We start from the raw sequence: 20,503 nt of genomic DNA, 5'->3' as shown, positions 1-20,503 counted from the left end.
CTACTACCGCCGGTGACGGAGCCGGGCGATGCTGGTCGGGTGCTCACTTCTCGTACGTCCTCCTCCGTCACCGCCTGGATCGCTCCGCTGCTCGTGGCGGTGCTCGCGGTGGGGGTCAACCGTGCCGCGCCTCTCGCGAGCCCGCTGCTGGTGGCTCTGGTCATCGGGGTGATCGTCGCCAACACCTCGCTGGGAACCGGGGAGCTGTTGCGGGGACACGCCTCCGCGACCAAGCTCCTGCTGCGGTTGGGGGTGGCCCTGCTGGGGCTCCGTCTGCCGCTGGGCGACATCCTCGACCTGGGCCTCGCGGGACTCGTTGTCGTGCTGGTCACCGCGGGTGTGACCTTCGCGGCGACCTGCCTGATCGGTGACCGGATGGGGGTCGATCGCGGGCTGGTGACCCTGATCGCGGCAGGCTTCTCGATCTGCGGCGCCGCGGCGATCGCAGCCGTCGAGGGTGGGATCCGCCGTCGGACTGAAGACGTGGCGCTGGCGATCGCGATGGTGACGCTGTTCGGGAGCGCCATGATTGTGGTGGTCCCGCTGGTGGCCCGGGCGATCGGCCTGACCGATCAACAGACCGGGGTCTGGGCGGGAGCATCGATCCACGAGGTCGCGCAGGTCATCGCCGCCGCATCGACGGCCGGGGCGGCCGCGGTCGCCGTCGCGACGACGATCAAGCTCGGCCGGGTGGCGATGCTCGCACCCGCGTACGTCGCGGCGCGCAGGCGCGACCCGCACGACACGGCGGACGGCCCCTCGGTGCCGTTCCTGCCGTGGTTCGTCATCGCGTTCCTTGTGGCCGCGTCGGTCCGCACGACCGGGATCCTTCCCGCCTGGACGCTCGACGGGGCCAACGTCGCGACCAACCTGCTGCTCGCCGCGGCGATGTTCGGTCTGGGCCTCGGCATGCAACTCAAGGTCATCTTCCCCGTTCCGCCGCGGGTCGTGGGGTTGGCGGCCTGCTCGACGGTCGTGGCCAGCTCGGTCTCACTGGCCATGACCTGTGTGTTGTTCTGAGTCGATACCGTTGACGCGATGAGTGCCGACCGCAACCTCCCCGACCAGCCATGAAGGCGACGATCTTCGTCGACGTCGTCGACCCGTGGGCGTATATCGGCGCGACCCGGTTCGAGCGGGCCGCCGCCATGTTCTCGATCCTGACGGGCGAGCCGGTCGAGCTCACGCTGCGGGCCTTCCAGATCGAGCCGGAGTCGCCGACTGACGGGCGGCGGCTGATGGACGCGGCCGCCGACGAGCTCGGCGGCCTGGACAAGGCCGAGCTGATCAACGTGCAGGTCACCGCGGCCGCACGGATCACCGGCATCGATCTCAACTTCGACGAGGCCGTGCAGGCCAACTCCTTCGACGCGTGGCGACTGCTGACCTGGGCCGACGAGGCCGGTCCCGGCTTCCAGCGCGATCTCGCCCACCAGCTGTGGCGCGCGCACTTCCTGGAGGGCGCCGACATCGGCGACCACTTCACCCTGGCGACCCGAGCTGCGCTCGTCGGTCTTGAGCTCGAGACCGCCGAGGCGTTGCTGGCCAGCAACGAGTACGCCGACGAGGTACGTACGCAGGTCGAGACCGGTGCCGCACTGGAGATCGCCCAGCTCCCCTACGTCGTGGTCGAGAAGCAATGGACCCTCGCGGGCGTCCACTCCCAGAACGACTACGTGCAGGCGCTCACCCAGATCCATCGGGACTGGAAGGCCGCTGGTCCGCCGGACCAGTGAAGGCCTAGGCTCGGTGCCATGAGCACCTTGATCCTGCTGCGACACGGCCACAGCGAGTGGAACGCCAAGAACCTGTTCACCGGTTGGGTCGATGTCGACCTCAACGAGCAGGGTCTCACCGAGGCCGCGCGCGGCGCCGAACTCCTGGCGCAGGCCGACCTTGCGCCGGACGTGCTGCACACCTCGCTGCTGCGTCGCGCGATCCGTACGGCCGAGATCGTGCTCAACGGCATCGACCGGCACTGGATCCCGGTCAAGCGGTCGTGGCGGCTCAACGAACGTCACTACGGCGCACTGCAGGGCAAGGACAAGAAGGCGACGCTCGCCGAGTTCGGCGAAGAGCAGTTCATGACCTGGCGTCGGTCCTACGACGTGGCACCGCCGGCCTTGGCCGACGACTCCGAGTTCAGCCAGGCCGCCGACCCGCGCTACGTCGCATTGCCCGACGAGCTCCTGCCACGCACCGAGTGCCTCGCCGACGTGCTCGACCGGATGCTGCCCTACTGGTATGACTCGATCGTCCCGGACCTGCTTGACGATCGCGTGGTCCTGGTGACCGCGCACGGCAACTCGCTGCGCGCCCTGGTCAAGCACCTCGACGGCCTCAGCGAGGACGCCGTCGTCGGGCTCAACATCCCGACCGGCATCCCGCTGGTCTACGAGCTCGACGCCGACCTCAAGCCGACCGTCCCGGGCGGCACGTACCTCGACCCCCAGGCCGCCGCCGACGCGATCGCCGCAGTGGCCAACCAAGGCCGCTGAGCGGCGCCTCCGCGTCGGGGGGCGAGACGCCTTCGGCTCAGGTGTCGTACTTGTAGCCCAAGCCCCGCACGGTGGTCAGCGTGAGGGGGTTGGCAGGATCGGTCTCGATCTTGGCCCGCAGACGCTTGACGTGGACGTCGAGCGTCTTGGTGTCGCCGACGTAGTCAGCGCCCCAGACCCGGTCGATGAGCTGCCCGCGGGTCAGCACGCGGCCGGGGTTGCGCAAGAAGTACTCCAGCAGCTCGAACTCCTTGAGCGGGAACCGGGTCTCCGCGCCGTCGATCGTCACGAGGTGGCGGTCGACGTCCATGCGGACACGTCCGTGCTCGAGCGAGGCATTGTCGTCCACTTCGTCGACCATGCCGCGACGCAGGACGGCCTTGATGCGGGCGACGAGCTCGCGCGGCGAGTACGGCTTCGTGACGTAGTCGTCGGCGCCGAGCTCCAGCCCGACGACCTTGTCGACCTCGGTGTCCTTGGCGCTGACCATGATGATCGGTACCGAGGAGATCAGCCGCAACGCGCGGCACACCTCGGTGCCTGACAGGCCGGGCAGCATCAGGTCGAGCAGCACGATGTCTGCCCCACCCCGGTCGAACTCGGTCAGGGCATCAGGGCCGGTCTCGGCGATCGCAACCTCGAAACCTTCCTTGCGCAGGACGTACGACAGCGCCTCGCTGTAGCTCGTCTCGTCCTCTACGACCAGTACCTTCGTCACGCGTTCTCCTCATCCATCTCATGTCGGTGGGCCGGCAGGACCAGCGTGAACGACGAGCCGAGTCCCGGCTCGCTCCAGACCTCGACCGTGCCCCCGTTGCTGGCGGCGACGTGCTTGACGATCGACAACCCCAGCCCGGTGCCACCCGTCGCTCGGGCCCGCGCCGGGTCGACGCGGTAGAAACGCTCGAAGATCCGGTCGAGCTCGTCACCCGGGATGCCGATGCCGTTGTCGGTCACGGTCAGCCGGACGTCCTCGTCATCGGCCTGCGCCGTCACGGTCACCCTCGACCCCTCGGGGCTGTAGGTCACGGCGTTCTCGACCAGGTTGCTCACCGCGGCGTGCAGCTGACCGCGGTCGCCGTGCACATAGAGCTCGGGCTCGACCGAGGTCGCGATGACGATGTTCTTGTGCTCGGCCTCGGTGGCGGAGTGCTCAGTGGCCTCCGAGACCAGCTCGCCGATCTTGATCGTCGTCGCGTCGTCGCTGAGGATGTCGTTCTGCAGCCGGGACAGGTCGATGATCTGCTGGACGAGGCGGGTCAGCCGCTCGCTCTCCAGGTGCATGCGGCCGGAGAAGCGGACCACGGCCTCGGGATCGTCCTTGGCCTCTCCGACGGCCTCGGCGAGGAGGTTGAGGGCGCCGACGGGAGTCTTGAGCTCGTGGCTCACGTTCGCGACGAAGTCGCGGCGGATCGACTCGACCCGGTGCTCGCGGGTGCGGTCGTGGGCGAGCACCAGGATCAGGCGTGAGGTCAGTGGCGCGACGCGGGCATGGACGTACGAGGTGGTGCCGCGGCGGGGCTGCAGCGAGATGTCGGCCTCCCGCACCTGGCCGTCGCGGCGCACCTGCCGCACGAGGGACATGAGCTCGTCAGGCTCCAGGCGGTCGTCGTGGACGATGCCCATCGCCACGGCCGGCGCCGATGCCTTGACGACGGTGTCCGACGAGTCGATCAGCACCGCGGAGGACGACAGCACGGACAGGACGAGCTCGGCACCGGGCGGCACGAGGGGGGCAGGTTCGGGCACCGCAGCGGCCCGACGCTCGCTGAACCGCCAGAGGTACGTGATCATCGCGCCGACGACGGCGCCGATCGCGCCGGCGATCAACACTCCTGCACTGGTGTCCACACGGTTGATCGTAGGGGGCGAAGCGTCAGATCAGTCCACTGTGGACCTGCGGCGGCGGGCCTTTCGGTTGCTGTTCACATCACGTTCACCGGGGGTCGCCCTTTGTTCACCCCCGCTCTCTAAGGTGGGGCACATGCGTGATCAGTATTACGAACAGCTCGATGCCATCGTCGACGACCTGGTGAACCTGACCGGGACCGTCCGACGTGCCGTGGCCGACGCGACGAAGGCGCTGCTCCAAGCAGACGCCCAGATCGCTGAGTCCGTGATCGCCGGCGACCGGGACATCGACGAAGCGACCGAGATCATCGAAGAGCGGACACTGCTCCTGCTCGCCACCCAGCAGCCGGTCGCGACCGACCTGCGGCAGCTCGTGGCGACCTTGCGCATGCTCACCGACCTGCAGCGCATGGGCGATCTGTCCGTGCACGTGGCGAAGGTGGCCCGACGCCGTATGCCCGATTCCGCTGTCCCCGCGCACCTGCACCCGACCATCGTCGCGATGGCCACCGTGGCCGACTCGATGATCGACTCCGCCTCGCGGATCGTGGCCAACCGCAACGTCGACGCCGCGGGCCAGCTCGAGGACGAGGACGACGAGATGGATCGTCTGCGCAAGGAGCTCCTGCGCGCGCTCCTGGGTGACGACTGGGCGTACGGCGTCGAGCCGGCCGTCGACCTGGCGCTGCTGGCGCGCTACTACGAGCGCATCGGTGACCACGCGGTCTCGATGGCCCGCCGTGTCGTCTACCTGGTGACCGGTCAGATCAGCTGATCGAGCACGTACGAAGGCCCCCTCCGGTTCTCGGAGGGGGCCTTCGTGTGCCTGGCTGGGTCTACTCCGAGCCCTCGCCGCTGACGTCGGACGGCGCGAGTCCGTCGCTCCCGGCAACCTTGGCGTACTCGGCGGTCCGGGCGACGACAGGTGCCTGGATCGTGACCGGCGCTGCGTCGCTGAAGTTCAGGGTCACGCGGACGTAGAGGCCCGCGGTGGCGCCCGCGCTGATCTGGAGGCCGCCCGCATCGGACGCGCCGCCGACAGTCGTGAGGTCGCCAGCCGGTAGCGGCAGGAGGACCGTCGTGGCGCTGCGGACCTGCAGCTCCTGGTCGTCCAGTGTCGTGACGCTGATCGACGAGAGGGTCTGGTCGGAGTCGGTGTTGTTCGCGATGCTGGCCGACAACGTGGCGGACTCGTCCGCGTTCATGACGAACAGGGTGTTGAGCACGTCCATGTCGCCGCGGTGGTTGGCGCCAACTCCGGGCTGGTAGACCTGATTGGTCTGGGCGCCGAATCCGGTGCCACATCCGCCGAGGGTCAAGGTCGCTGTCACGGCGAGGGCGGTGGCCGCGAGGCGGCGTCGTCGTACGGTGCTCACCAGATCACTGCTTTCGGTCGGTGGTTCATGCATTCGGAGGGGCGCTGCTGATGGTATCCGAGGAGCGCGCCGGCTTTGCCTTTGACCTGCTGTGACCGCGTCTGGTATGGCACTGATGCCCTGAAACGACAGGGATGGTTGTCGGTCGCACATGTTATCCTTGTCACCTACGAAGGGTGTTTTCTCTATGACTTTTGCTGTCGGCGAAACCGTTGTCTATCCCAATCACGGTGCGGCAGTCATCGAGGACATCGAGACCCGGACGATCAAGGGCGAGGAGCGTGAATACCTTGTCCTGCGGATCGTCTCGCAGAACGATCTGGTGGTCCGTGTCCCCGCGTGCAACCTCGATCTGGTCGGAGTTCGCGATGTCGTCGATGAAGCGGGACTCGAGCAGGTCTTCGGAGTGCTGCGCGCCGAGCATGTCGAGGAGCCGACCAACTGGTCGCGGCGCTACAAGGCCAACCTCGAGAAGCTGCACTCCGGTGACGTGCTGAAGGTCGCCGAGGTCGTCCGCGACCTGTGGCGTCGCGATCACGAGCGCGGACTGTCGGCTGGCGAGAAGCGCATGCTGGCCAAGGCCCGTCAGATCTTGGTCTCTGAGCTCGCGCTGGCCGAGAAGACCAACGAGGACAAGGCTGAGACTCGGCTCGACGAGGTCCTCGCCTCCTGAGCTGATCCACGTACGCAAGCCCCCGTCTCCTCGAGGCGGGGGCTTCGTCATGTCGTGGGTTGATCGCCCGTCGGGTCAGCGGGGGAGGACCAGCGCCGTGGCGATCGCGGCGATGCCCTCGCCTCGGCCGGTGAGGCCCAGGCCGTCGGTCGTCGTGGCCGTGACGCCGACCGGTCCACCGATCGCGTCGCTCAGGACGCGTTGAGCCTGTTCGCGGCGGCGTCCGATCTTGGGGCTGTTGCCGATGATCTGCACCGACACGTTGCCGACGATCCAGCCTCGGTCGCGCAGTCGTCGGGCGGTCTCCTCGAGGAAGTCGACCCCCGAAGCGCCGGCCCACTCGGGATCACCGGTGCCGAAGTGGCTGCCGATGTCGCCGAGCCCGACCGCGCCCAGGGTGGCGTCGACGATCGCGTGCGCCGCGCAGTCGCCGTCGGAGTGCCCCTCGAGCCCCTGCTCCTCGTCCGGCCATTCCAGACCGGCGAGCCACATGGCTCGTCCGGGCACGAGCCGGTGGACGTCGGTCCCTATGCCTATGCGCGCGGATGTCACAGGTTGATCATGCCGTACGTCCGGCGGACCTGGACCGTCCACGGGAGGATGGGATCGTGACCTCTCGACGAAACATCGCCAGCGGCGTCCTGGCCGCAGCCGCGGCCATCGCTGCCAGCGAGGCCCTGGCCGCGCTGCTGAGTCTGCGCGAGTCGCCTGTGCTGGCGGTCGGTCAGTCGGTCATCCGGCTGACGCCCGGCCCGCTCGCCGAAGCGATCATCGGCGTGGTCGGCCAGGCCGACAAGCCGCTCGCGATCGGCAGTGTCGTGCTCGCGATCATCGCTCTCGGCGCAGTCGTCGGAGGCTGGTGGTTGACCCATCGGGTCTGGGCCTTCGGGCTCGTGACCCTGCTGGTCGGGCTGACCTCGGCGGCGGTCCTGTCCCGCCCCTACGGCGGTGCTGCGGGAGTCTTCACCAGCCTGGCGGCCGGTGTGGTCGTGCTGGGGGTGCTGGAACTCCTGCTGCAGGAGCGCGACCACCAGCAGGCGGACCTGGCCCGCCGATCGTTCCTCAGGACCTTCGCGATCATCACCGTCGCGACGGTGTTCATCGGGGCCGCCGGGCAGGTCCTCGCGTCGCGACACCGTCGCCGCGAGGCGGTCGAACGCGCCCGCGCCTCGCTCAAGCTGCCGAGTCGCACGTCCGCCTCGCCGGTGGGTACCGATTTCGAGATTCCTGATCAAGACCCGTGGCTGACGACCAACCGCGACTTCTATCGCATCGACACTGCTCTGTCGCCACCCCTGATCGATCCGGCCGAGTGGTCCTTGCGCATCCACGGTCTGGTCGACAAGGAGCTGACTCTGACGTACCAGGATCTGCTCGACCGTGGCCTCGAGGACGCCTGGATCACGATCTGCTGCGTCTCCAACCCCGTCGGCGGTGACCTGATCGGCAACACCGTCTGGGGCGGCGTGTCGATCAAGGCGATTCTCGACGAGGTCGGTATCCAGTCCGGCGCGGACGCCCTGCTGTCGACGTCTGACGACGGGTGGACGTGCGGCACTCCGCTGGAGGCGCTGACCGACGGTCGCAACGCCCTGCTGGCGCTGACGATGAATGGCGAGCCGCTGCCGATCCCGCACGGCTTCCCGGTCCGGCAGGTTGTTCCCGGACTGTACGGCTACGTGTCGGCGACCAAGTGGGTCGTGGACTGGGAGGTGACTCGCTTCGCGGACTTCGAGGCGTACTGGACGCAGCGTGGCTGGGGCGAGCGGGGGCCGGTCAAGACCGAGTCGCGCATCGACGTGCCGCGTGGCGGGATCGCGGACGTCGGCACGACCACGGTCGCCGGCGTCGCCTGGGCCCAGGGCGTGGGCATCTCGGGCGTCGAGGTGCGGGTCGACGAAGGGCCGTGGCAGAAGGCGAAGCTCGCGGAGGTGCCCAACGTCGACACGTGGGTCCAGTGGACGTACGACTGGGATGCAACGGCCGGCGATCACACGATCGAGGCACGCGCGACGAATGCCGACGGGGAGCCGCAGACCAGCGCGCGCGCCGATGTCCTCCCCGATGGCGCGACGGGCTATCCCGGTGTCAGCGTGACGGTGGGCTGAGCCTCACCAGCGCGCGGTGTCCTTTGGGAGCGGATCACTCTTGGTCCGGATGACGTATACGACGCCACCACTACCCTGCAGCCAGGCCTTCTCGAACTGGGACCGGGAGTAGATCCGACGGACCGAGGAGTTCGACCACGCCGCCGGATCGTTGGCGATGACCCGCCCGCTGGTCGTGAACCCGGTGATCACCAACAAGTGTCCCGGTGTCGACGAGATAGGGGCGCCGGTCAGGCCGCCCTTGCCGTAGGCGACGGAGGCGACCAGCGGGATGCCGGCCTTGATGAACGCCTCGGCCTCGCGCAGCGAGTCAAGCCGGGTCACAAAGGTGTCGAGCGAGTACCGGGCGGCGTACGCGGTGTTGAGCGGCCAGTTGCCGGTGCCGTCGTACCGGTAGTCGAACGTATAGCGAGCCGCATGGTCGACGAACCCGTCGGCATACCTGGTCCACGAGTAGGACTTGGCGCTCGGTCCGCGGTTGTAGTAGCGCATGACCATCGAGGTTGAGGTCGGCGAGCACCAGGCCTCGCCGCCGCCGCCCCACTTGGGGTACTCGCCGCTATGGATCATCTGCGAAGAGCGTGGAACGTCGAGCTCCGTGGTTGAGCTCATAGTCGTCGTGCTCGTGGCGATCGTGCGGGCCTCGTAGTTGGAGGCGATGCCGTTGACGGCGTACAGCGTCGGCTTGTCGCGGTCGCCGACCCGTCGCATCAGCTTGATACGGATCTGCCAGCCATCGAACGTCTTGCCGCTGTTGGCGATGATCGTGTCGGTCGAGAGCTTGGCCAGGTCGTCGCTCTGGGTGGGGTAGGACGTCCGCCTGACATCGGTGGTGCCGGCCGCGTAACGGGCGATGGTGTCCCAGCTGCCGATCGTCGATCCGCTGCGGACCCGCACTTCGATACGCGCCCAGGTGCCATTGGGTGTGCCGATGCTCCACGAGGGGATCAGCGTTCGCGCCGGGAATCCGGTGCTCTGCCACGGTGAGACCCAGTCGCCGAGGTCGTACCGGTGGGAGCCGCCGTTGACCCGGGGGTCGTCGTACGAGGTGATGGACGTGCCCGAACCCAGCGTCACCGCACCGGATTTGGCGGCCAAGCCGGTGGACGTGCCGCGGGCGAAGTCCGAGGTGCTGGTCCAACGGGCGAAGGCGGCCCGGTCCGAGCTTGCTGCGGACGCCGGGGTGGCGGGCAGGAAGGCGAGGCCGAGCGCAGCGGCGAGCAGAAGCCGGGGAAGTGTGCGCATCGACACATCGTAGGTCAGGGATGGGGCAGATGGGGCGGATGTGACTGAGGAGATCGCTAGCGTGGGCGGGCGGAAGCGCTGCGTGGAGCCGATAGGGTTGGCCCGTGGCATTCCAGCTCTATGACACTGCGTCCAGGCAGATCAGCGAACTCGTCCCGGTGCACCCCGGACGGGTCTCGATCTACCACTGCGGCCTCACGGTGCAAGGCCCTCCGCACATCGGCCACATCCGCAAGGAGGTCGTGTTCGACGTCCTGCGCCGCTGGCTCGAGCGGACCGGCTTCGACGTCACGATCGTCGCGAATGTGACCGACATCGACGACAAGATTCTCGCCAAGGGCCTTGAGCAGGGTCGACCGTGGTTCGCCGTGGCCTACGAGAACGAGCGGGCCCTGCATGCTGCGTACGAGGTGCTGGGCTGCGTGCCGCCGACCTACGAGCCCCGCGCGACCGGGGTCGTGCCCGAGATGATCGAGATGATGCAGACGCTGATCGAGCGGGGGCACGCGTACGCCGCCTCGGACGGCTCGGGGGATGTGTACTTCGACGTGCGGTCCTGGCCCGAGTACGGCGTGCTGTCCAACCAGAAGATCGACGACATGCAGGCGGCCGAGGACGCACCTCCGGAGGGCAAGCGCGATGCCCGCGACTTCGCCCTGTGGAAGGGCAGCAAGCCCGGCGATCCGGCGTCGGCTTCATGGCCCACGCCGTGGGGCCGGGGGCGTCCGGGTTGGCACCTGGAGTGCTCGGCGATGGCCTCGAAGTTCCTCGGCGACGAGTTCGACATCCACGGGGGCGGGTTGGACCTGCGCTTCCCCCACCACGAGAACGAGCTGGCGCAGTCGCGAGCCGGGGGGCAGAAGTTCGCTCGGGTCTGGATGCACAACGCGATGCTCAACCTGGCCGGCTCCAAGATGTCCAAGTCGGTCGGCAACACGTTGCTGGTCAGCGAGGTCGTCAAGCGGGTCCGTCCGATCGACTTGCGCTACTACCTCGCCGCCTCGCACTACCGATCGATCGTCGAGTTCTCCGAGGAGTCGCTCGCCGAGGCCGCGACGGCGTTCCAGCGGATCGAGGGCTTCGTGCGTCGCGCTGCCGAGCTGGTCGGCCCCGGCGAGCTCGGCATCCCGTGCGCCGACTTCGTTGCGGCGATGGACGACGACCTCTCCGTCCCGGCCGCGCTGGCAGCAGTGCAGGCCGTCCTGTCCGAGGGCAACAAGCTCCTGTCCGAGGGCGACAGTGCGGCGTTGCGAGGGGTCTTGGCGAGCGTACGGGCGATGCTGGACGTGCTCGGTTTGGACCCACTGTCCCCGACGTGGGACCGTGGGGGTGACGATGCGGCGTACGCGCAGGTGATCGACTCCCTCGTGGGTGGGCTGCTGGAGCAGCGCCAGGAGGCGCGAGCCAGCAAGGACTTCGCTGCCGCGGACCGGGTCCGCGACCAGCTCACGGCTGCCGGCATCGAGATCGAGGACACTCCGCAGGGCGCGAGATGGTCCGTGAAGGGCGACAACTGACATGCCAGGAAACAGCAAGCGCAAGGGCGCTATCAAGAAGACCGGCAAGGGCAACCCCACCGCCGGATCGGGCGGTCGCCGCCGCCAGGGTCTCGAGGGCAGAGGCCCGACCCCGCGTGCGGAGGATCGTCCGAACCACAAGATCTACAAGATGAAGAACGCGACCCAGAAGCGCGAGGCGGCTCGGCCCAAGCGCAAGGTGGGCGACGCTGCCGAGTGGGTCGCCGGACGCAACTCGGTGCTCGAGCTGCTCAAGGCCACCGTGCCGGTGCACGCGTTGTACGTCGCCGAGGGCACCGATCGTGACGAGAAGGTGCGCGAGATCTTCAAGCTCGCCGCCGAGCAGCACGTCAGCCTGCTCGAGATCGGCCGGATCGAGCTCGACAAGCTCACGGGTGGCGCCGTGCACCAGGGCATCGCGGCGAAGATCAACGCCTACGAGTACGCCAACCCGCAGGACCTGCTCGACTTCGCCGCCGATCGCGACGAGCCGGCGCTGATCGTCGTGCTCGATGGTGTGACTGATCCCCGCAACCTCGGTGCGATCATCCGTTCGGCCTCTGGTTTCGGCGCGCACGGCGTCGTCATCCCCGAGCGTCGGGCTGCCCAGATCACCGCGGCAGCCTGGAAGACCTCAGCCGGGGCAGCGGCCCGGGTGCCGGTCGCGCGGGTCACCAACCTGACCCGCACGCTCAAGCAGTTCCAGGAAGAAGGCTGCATGGTCATCGGCCTGGCCGCCGATGGTGCCGTTGACATCGCGCAGTCGCAGATGGTCGATGGTCCGGTGGTCGTCGTGATCGGCAGTGAGGGCAAGGGACTGTCCCGGCTGGTCGGCGAGACGTGCGACGAGATCGTCTCGATCCCGATGAGCACGGGCCTGGAGTCGCTCAATGCCGGTGTCGCCGCCGGCATCGCTCTCTACGCGATCGCCCAGATCCGCGGCTGATTGCGACCAGCCCTGGCTGAACCCGCACCATGTACGTCGTGGTGCGGGTTCTCCACATCCGGGGGTCGGTCAGCCCAGCACGCGGCCCAGGTAGGCATTGCTGAACGTCCTTGCGGGGTCCAGCTCGTCGCGGACCTGCACGAACTCGTCGAACCGTGAGTAGGCCTGCGAGAAGTAGCCCGCGTCGAGGGTATGGATCTTGCCCCAGTGCGGCCGTCCACCGTGCGCGGTGAAGATGTCCTGCGCTGCGGCGAAGTACGACGTGTAGTCGGTGCGCCAGTACTGGTGCACCGCGACGTAGCAGTTGTCCCGCTCGTGGCCGGTCGACATCCACACGTCATCGGCGGCCGTGAACCTGACCTCGATCGGGAACGACACATTCTCGTGGCCGGCGCCGAACCATTGGCCGAGCTCGCGCAGCACCGAGGGCAGGGCTTCGCGCGGCATCGCAAACTCGGACTCGCGGAACCGGACCGTGCGCGGCGACACGAACACGTTGTAGGAGTCGTCGACGTACTCCCGGGCACCCAGCACCGAGCCGGCGAACCCGTTGACCCGCGGGATCCATGAGGGCTTGCGGGTCATGACCCGGTTGATGCCATCGAACGCGGTGTTGCTGAGGAACTCATCGTCCAGCCAGTGCCGGAAGCGGCCGACCGGCTTGCGTGGCGTGCCGTCCGGGACCCGGTTGTTGGCTTTAGTCAGGGCCTTCTCGGTGTGCGGGAACCAGTAGAACTCGAAGTGGTCGTTGTCCGCGACCAGCGAGTCGACCTGCTGGAGCAGCTCGGGCAGCGCCATGGGTGCCTCGCGGGCGTGCAGCAGGAAGGCCGGCACGCACTGCAGCGTCACCTCGGTCACGATGCCGAGCGCCCCCAGCGTGACGCGGGAAGCGCCGAACCACGGGTGGCGCTCGTCGATGTCGAGGACCTCGCCGTCACCTGTGACGAGTTGGACGCCCACGACCGCTGCCGAGATACCGAGCAGCTTTCCTCCCGTGCCGTGGGTGCCGGTCGAGATCGCCCCGGCGACCGACTGCGGATCGACGTCGCCGAGGTTCGGCAGGGCCAGGCCCATGGCCTTGAGCTGGGGGTTGAGGTCGTGCAGCGAGATGCCGGCCTCGACTCGGACCCGTCCAGTGGTCGAGTCGCGGGCGAGGATGCGGTTCATCCGGTCCAGCCGGAGCAGGATCCCGTCGGTAGCCCCGATCGCGGTGAACGAGTGGCCTGCGCCGATCGCCTTGATCGTGGTCCCCGCCGCCACGGCCTCGCGCACCAGCCGGGAGACCTCGGCGGTCGATCCGGGGTACGCGATGCGCGCGGGGTGGCTCTGCTCGCTGCGGCCCCAATTGGTCCAGGTATGGCTCATCCGAAGTTCTTGCCCTCTCCGCGATACGTGGGTATGCGTGTCGCCCCGCCACCTGCGGTGACGATCACGACCTCGTCGAAGCGTTCACACATCTCGCCGGCCTTGGCATGCCGCATCACGACCCGGTCACCGATGCTCAGTGCCCGCGCGGCATCGCCCTTGACCGGGCTCTGCACCTCACCGGCGCCCTCGGTGCCGATCGGTTTGAGACCAGCGGGCCAGACGGGAGCCGGCTGACGGTTCTTGTTGGTCGGCCCCGACGCGATGTAGCCGCCGCCGAACAGCGTCGCGATGTCGGGCGCGGGCTTGCGGGCGACCGAGAGCACGAAAAACGCGGCAGGACGCGACTCGAAGGCGTCGTAGCCGTCGAACAGGGTCGGCGAGAACAGGCCGGAGCCGGCGGTCAGCTCGGTGATCGCGGGATCTGCACCGGTGACCTCGAGACTGCCGGTGCCGCCCGCATTGACGATCTGGAGCGTCGCATGGTCCGAGACCGCCGCCACAACCTGGGACCGGCGCACCATCAGATCGGCCGCCGAGCGCTTCTTGACCAGGCGGACCGCCGCCGAGGAGTCCGGCAGGCCCGCGATCTGTGCGTCGTAGAACATGACTCCGACCAGGTCGAATCCGGGCCGCGCCACGATGGCCGCAGCCAGCGCGCCGGCCTGCTCGGCGCTGTGGACGGGCGACCGGCGTACTCCCAGGTGGGCGGGTCCGATCTTGAGCGAGGCGTCGACGTCGATGCAGACCCGGATTGCGGGGTGGCCCACGCCGAGCAGCCGGTCGATGTGGTCCAGCGACTCGGTGCTGTCGACCATGACGGTGATCTGGGCCAGCCGGCGCTCGTCGGCGACCAGATAGTCCAGTGCCGAGCGGCTCGTCGTCGGATAGGCGAGCAAGATGTCGTCGACACCGTTGTCGACGAGCCAGTTGGACTCGGCCAGCGAGTAGGACATGACGCCGGCGAAGCCGGCACGGGCCAGCGTGCCGGTGATGATCGAGCGCACCCGCACGGACTTGCTGGCGACCCGGATCGGCACCCCGTTCGCGCGCCGCACGAGATCATCGGCGTTGGCCCACAACGCCTGCTCGTCGATCACCGCGAACGGCGTCTCCAGGTCGCGAGTCGCGGTGAGCAGTCGGGCATACGATTCGGTGTTGGCGAGATCTGTCACCGCGTCAGTATGTCGCAACACGCAGCGGCACACGCTCACCGGCGCGGGCCGGCGCGGGTGTCTCGAGCTCCTCGCCCGGCACCCACTACGATGGGAGCCGGGCCACGGCCCGTACGCCTCTGTAGCTCAGTTGGTAGAGCGCCTCACTTGTAATGAGGATGTCGCGGGTTCGAATCCTGTCGGAGGCTCCAGTGCTCGACGGGTCGCCCGTCGGCACCGGTGCCGACGTCAGCGGTACTCGGGGGTGGGGTGCGTGGGATTGCTGAGGTCCCAGTTGGCCGTGACGTTGCCGTGCGCGGGAAGGCCGTCCTGGTCCTTGAGGCGGCGCGCCGTGTGGAGCATGTTCCACGCCGCGAAGACCGTGTTGCGGGTGGTCCAGTGGTTCTGCGCGCCGCGATCGTCGTCGAGGTACGAGGGGCCCGGCCCGGCTTCACCGACCCAGTAGGCGTCGGCCTGCGGCGGGATGGTGAATCCGATGTGGGAGAGGGCGTACAGCATCTGGGCGGCGCAGTGCTTGCCGCCGTCCTCGTTGCCGGTGACCAGCACACCGCCGACCTTGCCGTAGTAGGACCATTGGCCTGCGGCGTTCAGGTCGCCTGACCAGCCGTAGAGACGCTCGATCACGAGGCGCGTCATCGAGGACTGGTCGCCGAGCCAGATGGGCGTCGCGAGCACGACGATGTCGGCAGGCTCGATCAGGTCCCGATAGAGGTCGGGGAACTCATCGGTGGCCCAGCCCTGCTCGCGCATGTCGGGGTAAACACCCGGCGGGATGGTGTGGTCGACGATCCTGATGGTGTCGACGCGCGCTCCGACTCCGCGGAGCACCCGGGCGGACACGTCGATCAGGCCGTCGGTGTGGCTCGGGGCTGGGGACGGCTTCAGCGTTCCGTTCAGGATCACCGCGCGCAGGTCGCTGAAGTCGGTCGTGCTGGCGGTGATCTCGGCATCGATGAAAGCTTCTACGTGGGCGGGCAGCATGGTGTTTCTCCGGTTCTGTTGGGCGGGTGGGCATGGGTGTGTTCGACGCAGCCGCGGGTCCAAGGGCGAGGCCGTCGAGGTCCGACGGGATGGGCAACGGGGGATCGATCTGTCAGGGAACCCGGTGACCACCGCCTGATCATCCCGAAGCCCGACATCGTCGAGTGTGACGCTCAGCTGGCCGCGTGAGGTCGTGCCCAGCTTCGGGTGGATCCGGTAGTGGCGATCTCGCGCGTCGGTCTCAGCGGGTCGCTGCGGTGCGGTAGCCGCTGAGGAACCCCACCCCAGCGACCATGTAGGGGATCGCGTAGTTCGCCGCGATCCGCGCGCCACCCACCCAGCCGATCGTGCCGCCGACGATCTGGTCGCCCTGGTTGACGGCGGTCAGCAGGGTGCCGACGAGGAGGGACGCCCGTGACGAGACCCTCCATGTCGCGCCCTGGAGCAGCAGCGCGACCAGTTGCCGATGGCGCGACCACGACAGGTGCGAGGGATCTGGGCCTGCGGTGGCGGGATGCTCCGCGTCGTCTGGCATCTGGACTCCTGGCCGAGGTGCGTGGTTCTGCGGCGCCAGCATAGATGCGGCGGATCGTCCGTGGTCCCCTGGCTGCTGCATCAGCAACCCGGTGATCGCACCCGGGAATTCCAGGGCGCCGGGTGTCGTGCGCCGAAGATCCGCCCCGAGGATGCCGGCCGCCTCAGTAGCGCTGACCGCTGCGGATCGGGTTGGCAGGTGCCTGCGGCCGCCTGGCGAGTAGGGCCACGAGGCCGAGGGAAACCGCGGACCAGACGATCAGGTCGATCATCGCGGCGGCGAGGTCGGACGAGGTGAAGAGCTGACCGATGACCCCGTGCCCGTCCCAATTGGCCAGGTCGAGGAACCAGCCGAGCGACAGACCTGCGACCAGCGACTCGGCCCGGTCGGTGGGCCCCATCCGGCTGCCCCAGATCGCCGCCGTGACCGCGAGGGCCACGACGACCAACACGGTGCGGGTGATGACGCCCGGGGTGACGGACACCTGGTTGCCGGCCACGATGCCACCGACAACCGCGGCGACGAGCGCGAGCAGCGCGGAGGTGACTGCCGATCCGATCAGGATGGTGGGTCTCATGTCGTGCCTTTCAGTTCATGCGCGCGGCGCCGAGCAACAGGAAGCCGCCGATCAGGATGCCCAGAGCAAGGACGAGGAATCCCAGCGCCCAGAAGAGCCGCCCGCTCTGCACGTAGGTGTTGATGACGGCGCGGGAAGGGTGTGCGGGGTCGTAGAGGACAGGGACGCGGGTGCCCGGGGCCGGGCCGAGGGACTGCTTCATGGATGACGTCTCCTGGTGGAGGTTGCCGTCAGCGTCCTGCCACTGGAAGGTGGGGTGCTGCGCGGGGATGCCGCCTTCGGCCCGTCCGGTTCGCCGGTCGATGACGACGCCTGTCGTCGCTGTCCATCCCCGGGCCATCGAGGTCCGGGACCAGGCGACCAGGAAGAAGACCGTGGCGACGACGGCACCTCCACCGAGGATCGACAGCCCGACGGCGACGAGATCAGACAAGGCAGTCCGGCCTGTCCGAGAAGCCGGCGCCGTCCCAGTACTGGGCATCGGTCAAGTCCTGCGTCACGGTGCCTCCCTCGACCCCGCCGCCGTACTCACCGATGAGCTTGCCGTCCAGGGTGCCTCCATACGTGTTCTCGTCCACGTCGTAGGTGTTCTTCGCATAGTAGCCACTGCGCTTTGCCTCCTCGCTGACGTCGAAGAACGCCAGCGGGTTGATCAGGGCGTCGTCGAACAGCTCGCGGGATGCGTCGTCGGTGACCGGCACAGTGAACACGTGCTCGGTGACGACGCGGGTGTCGCCTTCGTCGTACCCGCTGGAGTCGGCGTAGGTCGCCGTCGTCATGGTGAGTCCCTCCGGTTCCCAGTTCTTGTCGTAGTGGGCTTCGTAGACGAACTCCGCACCGGCGGCGGGGTCCTCCGCCGGGCCCCAGACACCGCCGATCGACATGCTCGCGCTGGTGTTGCCCTTGATGTAGACCGTGTAGCCGTCCGGGCCCTCCTTGAAGCCCGCGTAGCCTTCCAGGCTGGCATCCACCTGACCCCCGAACAGGACGTTCGAGACGGCGGCCTGGCCGCTGACCTGCACCCCGCCCTCGACGTATGTCTCATCGGGCTTCGGTGGCTGACCGGTGAAGTGCTTGACCGCACCACTGAGGAGTCCCCCGATCAGCGGAGGGCTGCCGATCGTGGTGTCGACGGCTTCCTCCTTGAGGCTGTCGTTGATGATCTGTTCGGCTTCGCTCTGCGAGCCGGCGTACCAGGTCGAGCCCATGTTGCCGGCGATCAACGCATCGGCCGAGACGTTGCCGACGATGCCGTACTTCTTGCCGTCGATGGTGACGCTTGCGTCGAAGCCCGGACCGAAGCCGGTGCCGATGGAGTTCTCTCGCACTCGGGTGACGCGGAAGGTGCCGTCGGACATCTCCTCGGTCAGATAGATCCATCCTTTGCGAATCGTGACGACGACCGAGAGCTGCGCGGACGCGTTGACGTTGTCGCTGCCCTCCAGGCACGGGTCCTGAGGGATTCTGTCCTCGGCCGAGGGGGGGGCGTCGGGTGCGGTGCAGTCGGGGCCGCCGGCGACGTGGACGACCTTGCAGACCTGATAGGCGATGGCCTCGCCGATCTGAGGGTTGGCGGCGATCATTGCGGCGAGCAGGGCCAAGATGATGGCCACCGAGATCACGATCGCGCCCAAGTGCTCGACGCTGCCCTGCCCGCGATCGTCGCGCCGACTGGCGATCATTGGTCGACCTGCACGAGCTCCACGGTGCTGAGCACCTTCAGCAGCAGGGCGTCATCGAGGCCCTTCTTGTTGAAGGCGAGGACCTGGACCTGACGGCCGTCGGCGAGGTCCGCCACGAATGACACGCTGGCGAACTTGTCGCGCTCCTCGGCGGTGGGGCCGACGGTGATGTCGTTGGTCAGGATCCACGCGTTGACCGCCTCCGGCCAGACGATCTCCTTCGGGTCCGGCTTGCCACCCTGCATCGTGGTCATGGCGTTGACGCCGAGGGCCTTGGCCGCGGTCGCCGCGTCGTTGTTCGGCGACGTGATCTCGCGTACTTCCATGCCGCTGGTGGACTTCCCGTCGACCGGAGGCGTGCTCCAGGTCGTGATCGTGGTTCCGGCTTCGGGAGTCGTGGCCGCCGCCCGCTTCCACGTGGGTGGCGCGGCAATGCTCACTAGGTCCAGATCGGACGCCTGCCACCCCGTCGGGGCGCCTGCGGGCTTGAGTCGCTGGTCGTCTGGCACGCTCTGGCCTCCGTCCGAACACGCAGCGAGGAGCGCGACGGGGAGGGCGAGAGCGACGAGAAGGCGACGGGCCGGCATGCCGATGTTCATGGGATCTCCTGGCGGTGGGGTGAAGGTCGGTGGGCGGGAGGGTCGAGCCGGAAGCCGGGCGCGCGGATGCCTACGATGGCGACATGCGCGTGCTGACGGTGGATGGTCGACCAGTCGGTGCTGTCGAGATGGCCGACAGCTACGGCACTCGCCGCAAGGGGCTGTTGGGCCGTGATGGCCTCGACGGAGCGATCTGGCTGATGCCGTGCCGGCACGTCCACACGATGGGCATGCGGTTCGCGATCGATGTGGCGTTGGTCGACCGAGACGGTCGAGTGCTGCACGTGCAGACCATGCCACCCCGACGACTCGGCGCGATGCGGCGTCGATCCCGATCGGTGCTCGAGGCCGAGGCAGGAGCTTTTCGGCGCTGGGGCGTGGCGCCCGGTGCCGTGCTCGCCGCGCAATGACGCGCTCATCCGGTGAGCTTCGCGTGTGAGCCGCCGAGCAGCGCATCGACAAAGCCAGCCCAGCCGGTCGAGAGGCTGAGGTCACCCTCGACGATCGTGAACGCCGGCAGTCCCTCGCAGCTGACCGTGGAGTCGGGTGGTGGTGGAGGCTCGTCGCCTTCCTCGGGCTCCTCGCCCTCGTCGGTCGGTGGCGGATCCACTTCGTCGGTCGGCGGTGGCTCCACCTCTTCGGTCGAGCACGATGGCAGGTCGAGGCGGGCCGAGGCCCTGGACTCGTAGACCTGGCCGTCGACGATGCGGCGGACGCCGGCGCGGGTGGTCCATCCGGGAGTCGTGGGCGGGCCGGCGTAGGAGATCAGGGTTGCGCCGTTCTGATCGGCGTACACCGCGGCCCGTTCGGCGCCGCTGGTGGTGCCGAGCGCCGAGTAGGAGCCGTTCCATGAGCTCAACCCCTTGAGCGTGTCGGCGAGCCCACCCACGACGGCGTCGGCTCCGGCCAGCGCAGCGGCGTCGGCCGCAGACTGGGTCTTGGCCTGCTGTGACGATGCGCCGGCGATGGGCAGTGCCCACAGGGTCAGCACCATCAGGCCTGCGACGATTCCGGAGACGACAAGGAGGAGCGCGGCGGCGCCGCGCTCCTCCCGCGCCGTGGTGGCGGGGAACATCAGGCCTTGCTGGTGATCGTCTCGACCTGCTTGGCGATGGCTTCACCGATGCCGAGGTTTCCGACGGCATCGATCGTGGCGATGATGATCACGACGGCGACGATGATCGCACCGAGGTACTCGATCGTGCCCTGACCCTTTTCGTCCTTGGGGGCGTGCATGGCGGAAATCGTCATGGCCAGGAACTTGAGTGCGAGGTTCTGCATGGTGTTCTCCTTGGAAGCGGCTGCGGGTGACGTGGATGCCGGACGGTCCTGCGCCTTGTCGTGTGTCCGACCCCATGAACGTAGGTCGCCCGGG

At 68.3% G+C, this 20,503-nt stretch carries 24 protein-coding genes and 1 tRNA gene; 10 read left to right on the top strand and 15 right to left on the bottom strand.

Annotated elements, in window-relative coordinates:
* The first annotated feature begins 39 nt into the window (after positions 1-39).
* Genes C6I20_RS13195 through C6I20_RS13185 form a run of 3 tightly spaced genes read left to right on the top strand, consistent with a single transcriptional unit; the run spans position 40 to position 2,498 of the window.
* Positions 40-1,020, top strand: a complete 981-nt coding sequence (locus tag C6I20_RS13195) for a YeiH family protein (RefSeq protein WP_162891324.1) — start codon at positions 40-42, stop codon at positions 1,018-1,020.
* 50 nt (positions 1,021-1,070) lie between these two features.
* A complete protein-coding gene (locus tag C6I20_RS13190; RefSeq protein WP_118396580.1) occupies positions 1,071-1,736 on the top strand; it encodes a DsbA family protein in 666 nt (221 codons plus the stop codon).
* An 18-nt stretch (positions 1,737-1,754) separates the two neighbouring features.
* Entirely contained in the window at positions 1,755-2,498 is a 744-nt protein-coding gene (locus C6I20_RS13185; protein ID WP_118396578.1) for a phosphoglyceromutase, read from the top strand.
* A gap of 37 nt (positions 2,499-2,535) precedes the next feature.
* On the opposite strand, the gene C6I20_RS13180 is transcribed toward C6I20_RS13185, so the two are convergent.
* On the bottom strand, positions 2,536-3,216 hold the full coding sequence (locus tag C6I20_RS13180) for a response regulator transcription factor (protein ID WP_118396576.1): 681 nt from the start codon (positions 3,214-3,216) through the stop codon (positions 2,536-2,538).
* A complete protein-coding gene (locus C6I20_RS13175) occupies positions 3,213-4,349 on the bottom strand; it encodes a cell wall metabolism sensor histidine kinase WalK (RefSeq protein WP_118396574.1) in 1,137 nt (378 codons plus the stop codon). The genes C6I20_RS13180 and C6I20_RS13175 overlap by 4 nt, the downstream gene beginning before the upstream one ends.
* Before the next feature lie 133 nt (positions 4,350-4,482).
* Here C6I20_RS13175 and phoU point away from each other — a divergent pair, with 133 nt between their 5' ends.
* Positions 4,483-5,124, top strand: coding sequence for a phosphate signaling complex protein PhoU (gene phoU / locus C6I20_RS13170; protein WP_118396572.1), 642 nt, complete (start codon positions 4,483-4,485; stop codon positions 5,122-5,124).
* A gap of 61 nt (positions 5,125-5,185) precedes the next feature.
* On the opposite strand, the gene C6I20_RS13165 is transcribed toward phoU, so the two are convergent.
* Entirely contained in the window at positions 5,186-5,725 is a 540-nt protein-coding gene (locus tag C6I20_RS13165; RefSeq protein ID WP_118396570.1) for a hypothetical protein, read from the bottom strand.
* Between the two features lie 187 nt (positions 5,726-5,912).
* Here C6I20_RS13165 and C6I20_RS13160 point away from each other — a divergent pair, with 187 nt between their 5' ends.
* On the top strand, positions 5,913-6,398 hold the full coding sequence (locus C6I20_RS13160) for a CarD family transcriptional regulator (protein WP_118396568.1): 486 nt from the start codon (positions 5,913-5,915) through the stop codon (positions 6,396-6,398).
* Positions 6,399-6,473: 75 nt separating this feature from the next.
* On the opposite strand, the gene ispF is transcribed toward C6I20_RS13160, so the two are convergent.
* The gene (gene ispF / locus C6I20_RS13155) at positions 6,474-6,950 is read right to left on the bottom strand and encodes a 2-C-methyl-D-erythritol 2,4-cyclodiphosphate synthase (RefSeq protein WP_118396566.1); all 477 of its coding nucleotides are present in this window, start codon (positions 6,948-6,950) and stop codon (positions 6,474-6,476) included.
* A gap of 56 nt (positions 6,951-7,006) precedes the next feature.
* Between ispF and C6I20_RS13150 the strand changes: the two genes are divergently transcribed.
* Positions 7,007-8,506, top strand: a complete 1,500-nt coding sequence (locus C6I20_RS13150) for a molybdopterin-dependent oxidoreductase (RefSeq protein WP_254052140.1) — start codon at positions 7,007-7,009, stop codon at positions 8,504-8,506.
* Positions 8,507-8,509: 3 nt separating this feature from the next.
* On the opposite strand, the gene C6I20_RS13145 is transcribed toward C6I20_RS13150, so the two are convergent.
* Positions 8,510-9,751, bottom strand: coding sequence for a peptidase C39 family protein (locus C6I20_RS13145; protein ID WP_162891323.1), 1,242 nt, complete (start codon positions 9,749-9,751; stop codon positions 8,510-8,512).
* A gap of 104 nt (positions 9,752-9,855) precedes the next feature.
* Here C6I20_RS13145 and cysS point away from each other — a divergent pair, with 104 nt between their 5' ends.
* Both cysS and rlmB read left to right on the top strand, forming a co-directional pair.
* Positions 9,856-11,268: a cysteine--tRNA ligase gene (gene cysS / locus C6I20_RS13140; protein ID WP_118396562.1), complete on the top strand. Its 1,413-nt coding sequence runs from the start codon at positions 9,856-9,858 to the stop codon at positions 11,266-11,268.
* A gap of 1 nt (position 11,269) precedes the next feature.
* Entirely contained in the window at positions 11,270-12,214 is a 945-nt protein-coding gene (gene rlmB, locus C6I20_RS13135; protein WP_118396560.1) for a 23S rRNA (guanosine(2251)-2'-O)-methyltransferase RlmB, read from the top strand.
* Between the two features lie 69 nt (positions 12,215-12,283).
* Here the strand turns inward: rlmB and C6I20_RS13130 are convergent, their stop codons facing one another.
* Together C6I20_RS13130 and C6I20_RS13125 are read right to left on the bottom strand one after the other, a co-directional pair.
* Positions 12,284-13,579 carry a D-arabinono-1,4-lactone oxidase gene (locus C6I20_RS13130; protein ID WP_118396558.1) on the bottom strand — a complete coding sequence of 432 codons (1,296 nt, stop codon included), beginning with the start codon at positions 13,577-13,579 and terminating at the stop codon, positions 12,284-12,286.
* Complete coding sequence (locus C6I20_RS13125) at positions 13,576-14,754, bottom strand: alanine racemase (protein WP_118396556.1); 1,179 nt, start codon at positions 14,752-14,754, stop codon at positions 13,576-13,578. The genes C6I20_RS13130 and C6I20_RS13125 overlap by 4 nt, the downstream gene beginning before the upstream one ends.
* Positions 14,755-14,869: 115 nt before the next feature.
* Here C6I20_RS13125 and C6I20_RS13120 point away from each other — a divergent pair.
* Positions 14,870-14,945, top strand: a tRNA-Thr gene (locus C6I20_RS13120).
* A 37-nt stretch (positions 14,946-14,982) separates the two neighbouring features.
* On the opposite strand, the gene C6I20_RS13115 is transcribed toward C6I20_RS13120, so the two are convergent.
* From C6I20_RS13115 to C6I20_RS13090, 6 genes are all read right to left on the bottom strand, one after another.
* Complete coding sequence (locus C6I20_RS13115) at positions 14,983-15,735, bottom strand: flavodoxin family protein (protein WP_118396554.1); 753 nt, start codon at positions 15,733-15,735, stop codon at positions 14,983-14,985.
* 241 nt (positions 15,736-15,976) lie between these two features.
* Positions 15,977-16,270 carry a hypothetical protein gene (locus tag C6I20_RS13110; protein ID WP_118396552.1) on the bottom strand — a complete coding sequence of 98 codons (294 nt, stop codon included), beginning with the start codon at positions 16,268-16,270 and terminating at the stop codon, positions 15,977-15,979.
* 163 nt (positions 16,271-16,433) lie between these two features.
* Positions 16,434-16,847, bottom strand: a complete 414-nt coding sequence (locus C6I20_RS13105; protein ID WP_118396550.1) for a hypothetical protein — start codon at positions 16,845-16,847, stop codon at positions 16,434-16,436.
* A gap of 10 nt (positions 16,848-16,857) precedes the next feature.
* Positions 16,858-17,280, bottom strand: coding sequence for a DUF3592 domain-containing protein (locus tag C6I20_RS13100; protein WP_162891322.1), 423 nt, complete (start codon positions 17,278-17,280; stop codon positions 16,858-16,860).
* Entirely contained in the window at positions 17,273-18,529 is a 1,257-nt protein-coding gene (locus C6I20_RS13095) for a hypothetical protein (protein ID WP_118396546.1), read from the bottom strand. The genes C6I20_RS13100 and C6I20_RS13095 overlap by 8 nt, the downstream gene beginning before the upstream one ends.
* The gene (locus C6I20_RS13090; protein WP_118396544.1) at positions 18,526-19,128 is read right to left on the bottom strand and encodes a hypothetical protein; all 603 of its coding nucleotides are present in this window, start codon (positions 19,126-19,128) and stop codon (positions 18,526-18,528) included. The genes C6I20_RS13095 and C6I20_RS13090 overlap by 4 nt, the downstream gene beginning before the upstream one ends.
* Before the next feature lie 83 nt (positions 19,129-19,211).
* Between C6I20_RS13090 and C6I20_RS13085 the strand changes: the two genes are divergently transcribed.
* A complete protein-coding gene (locus C6I20_RS13085) occupies positions 19,212-19,538 on the top strand; it encodes a DUF192 domain-containing protein (protein WP_118396542.1) in 327 nt (108 codons plus the stop codon).
* Positions 19,539-19,543: 5 nt separating this feature from the next.
* Here C6I20_RS13085 and C6I20_RS13080 read toward each other — a convergent pair whose 3' ends face one another.
* Positions 19,544-20,203 carry a hypothetical protein gene (locus tag C6I20_RS13080; protein WP_118396540.1) on the bottom strand — a complete coding sequence of 220 codons (660 nt, stop codon included), beginning with the start codon at positions 20,201-20,203 and terminating at the stop codon, positions 19,544-19,546.
* On the bottom strand, positions 20,203-20,409 hold the full coding sequence (locus C6I20_RS13075) for a hypothetical protein (RefSeq protein WP_162891321.1): 207 nt from the start codon (positions 20,407-20,409) through the stop codon (positions 20,203-20,205). The genes C6I20_RS13080 and C6I20_RS13075 overlap by 1 nt, the downstream gene beginning before the upstream one ends.
* Between the last annotated feature and the right edge of the window lie 94 nt (positions 20,410-20,503).

The sequence above is a fragment of the Aeromicrobium sp. A1-2 genome (assembly GCF_003443875.1).
In the GTDB taxonomy this organism is placed as follows: Bacteria; Actinomycetota; Actinomycetes; order Propionibacteriales; family Nocardioidaceae; genus Aeromicrobium.
The sequence above is the reverse complement of the archived record's forward strand: the minus strand, read 5'-3'. Positions and strand labels throughout refer to the sequence as shown.

Coding starts and splice junctions, on each gene's coding strand:
- C6I20_RS13095 (WP_118396546.1), bottom strand. CDS start 18,529: ATGATCGCCAGTCGGCGCGACGATCGCGGGCAGGGCAGCGTCGAGCAC.
- C6I20_RS13080 (WP_118396540.1), bottom strand. CDS start 20,203: ATGTTCCCCGCCACCACGGCGCGGGAGGAGCGCGGCGCCGCCGCGCTC.
- phoU (WP_118396572.1), top strand. CDS start 4,483: ATGCGTGATCAGTATTACGAACAGCTCGATGCCATCGTCGACGACCTG.
- C6I20_RS13190 (WP_118396580.1), top strand. CDS start 1,071: ATGAAGGCGACGATCTTCGTCGACGTCGTCGACCCGTGGGCGTATATC.
- C6I20_RS13130 (WP_118396558.1), bottom strand. CDS start 13,579: ATGAGCCATACCTGGACCAATTGGGGCCGCAGCGAGCAGAGCCACCCC.
- C6I20_RS13145 (WP_162891323.1), bottom strand. CDS start 9,751: ATGCGCACACTTCCCCGGCTTCTGCTCGCCGCTGCGCTCGGCCTCGCC.
- rlmB (WP_118396560.1), top strand. CDS start 11,270: ATGCCAGGAAACAGCAAGCGCAAGGGCGCTATCAAGAAGACCGGCAAG.
- C6I20_RS13160 (WP_118396568.1), top strand. CDS start 5,913: ATGACTTTTGCTGTCGGCGAAACCGTTGTCTATCCCAATCACGGTGCG.
- C6I20_RS13085 (WP_118396542.1), top strand. CDS start 19,212: ATGCGCGTGCTGACGGTGGATGGTCGACCAGTCGGTGCTGTCGAGATG.
- C6I20_RS13110 (WP_118396552.1), bottom strand. CDS start 16,270: ATGCCAGACGACGCGGAGCATCCCGCCACCGCAGGCCCAGATCCCTCG.
- C6I20_RS13115 (WP_118396554.1), bottom strand. CDS start 15,735: ATGCTGCCCGCCCACGTAGAAGCTTTCATCGATGCCGAGATCACCGCC.
- C6I20_RS13105 (WP_118396550.1), bottom strand. CDS start 16,847: ATGAGACCCACCATCCTGATCGGATCGGCAGTCACCTCCGCGCTGCTC.
- C6I20_RS13075 (WP_162891321.1), bottom strand. CDS start 20,409: ATGCAGAACCTCGCACTCAAGTTCCTGGCCATGACGATTTCCGCCATG.
- C6I20_RS13185 (WP_118396578.1), top strand. CDS start 1,755: ATGAGCACCTTGATCCTGCTGCGACACGGCCACAGCGAGTGGAACGCC.
- C6I20_RS13090 (WP_118396544.1), bottom strand. CDS start 19,128: ATGAACATCGGCATGCCGGCCCGTCGCCTTCTCGTCGCTCTCGCCCTC.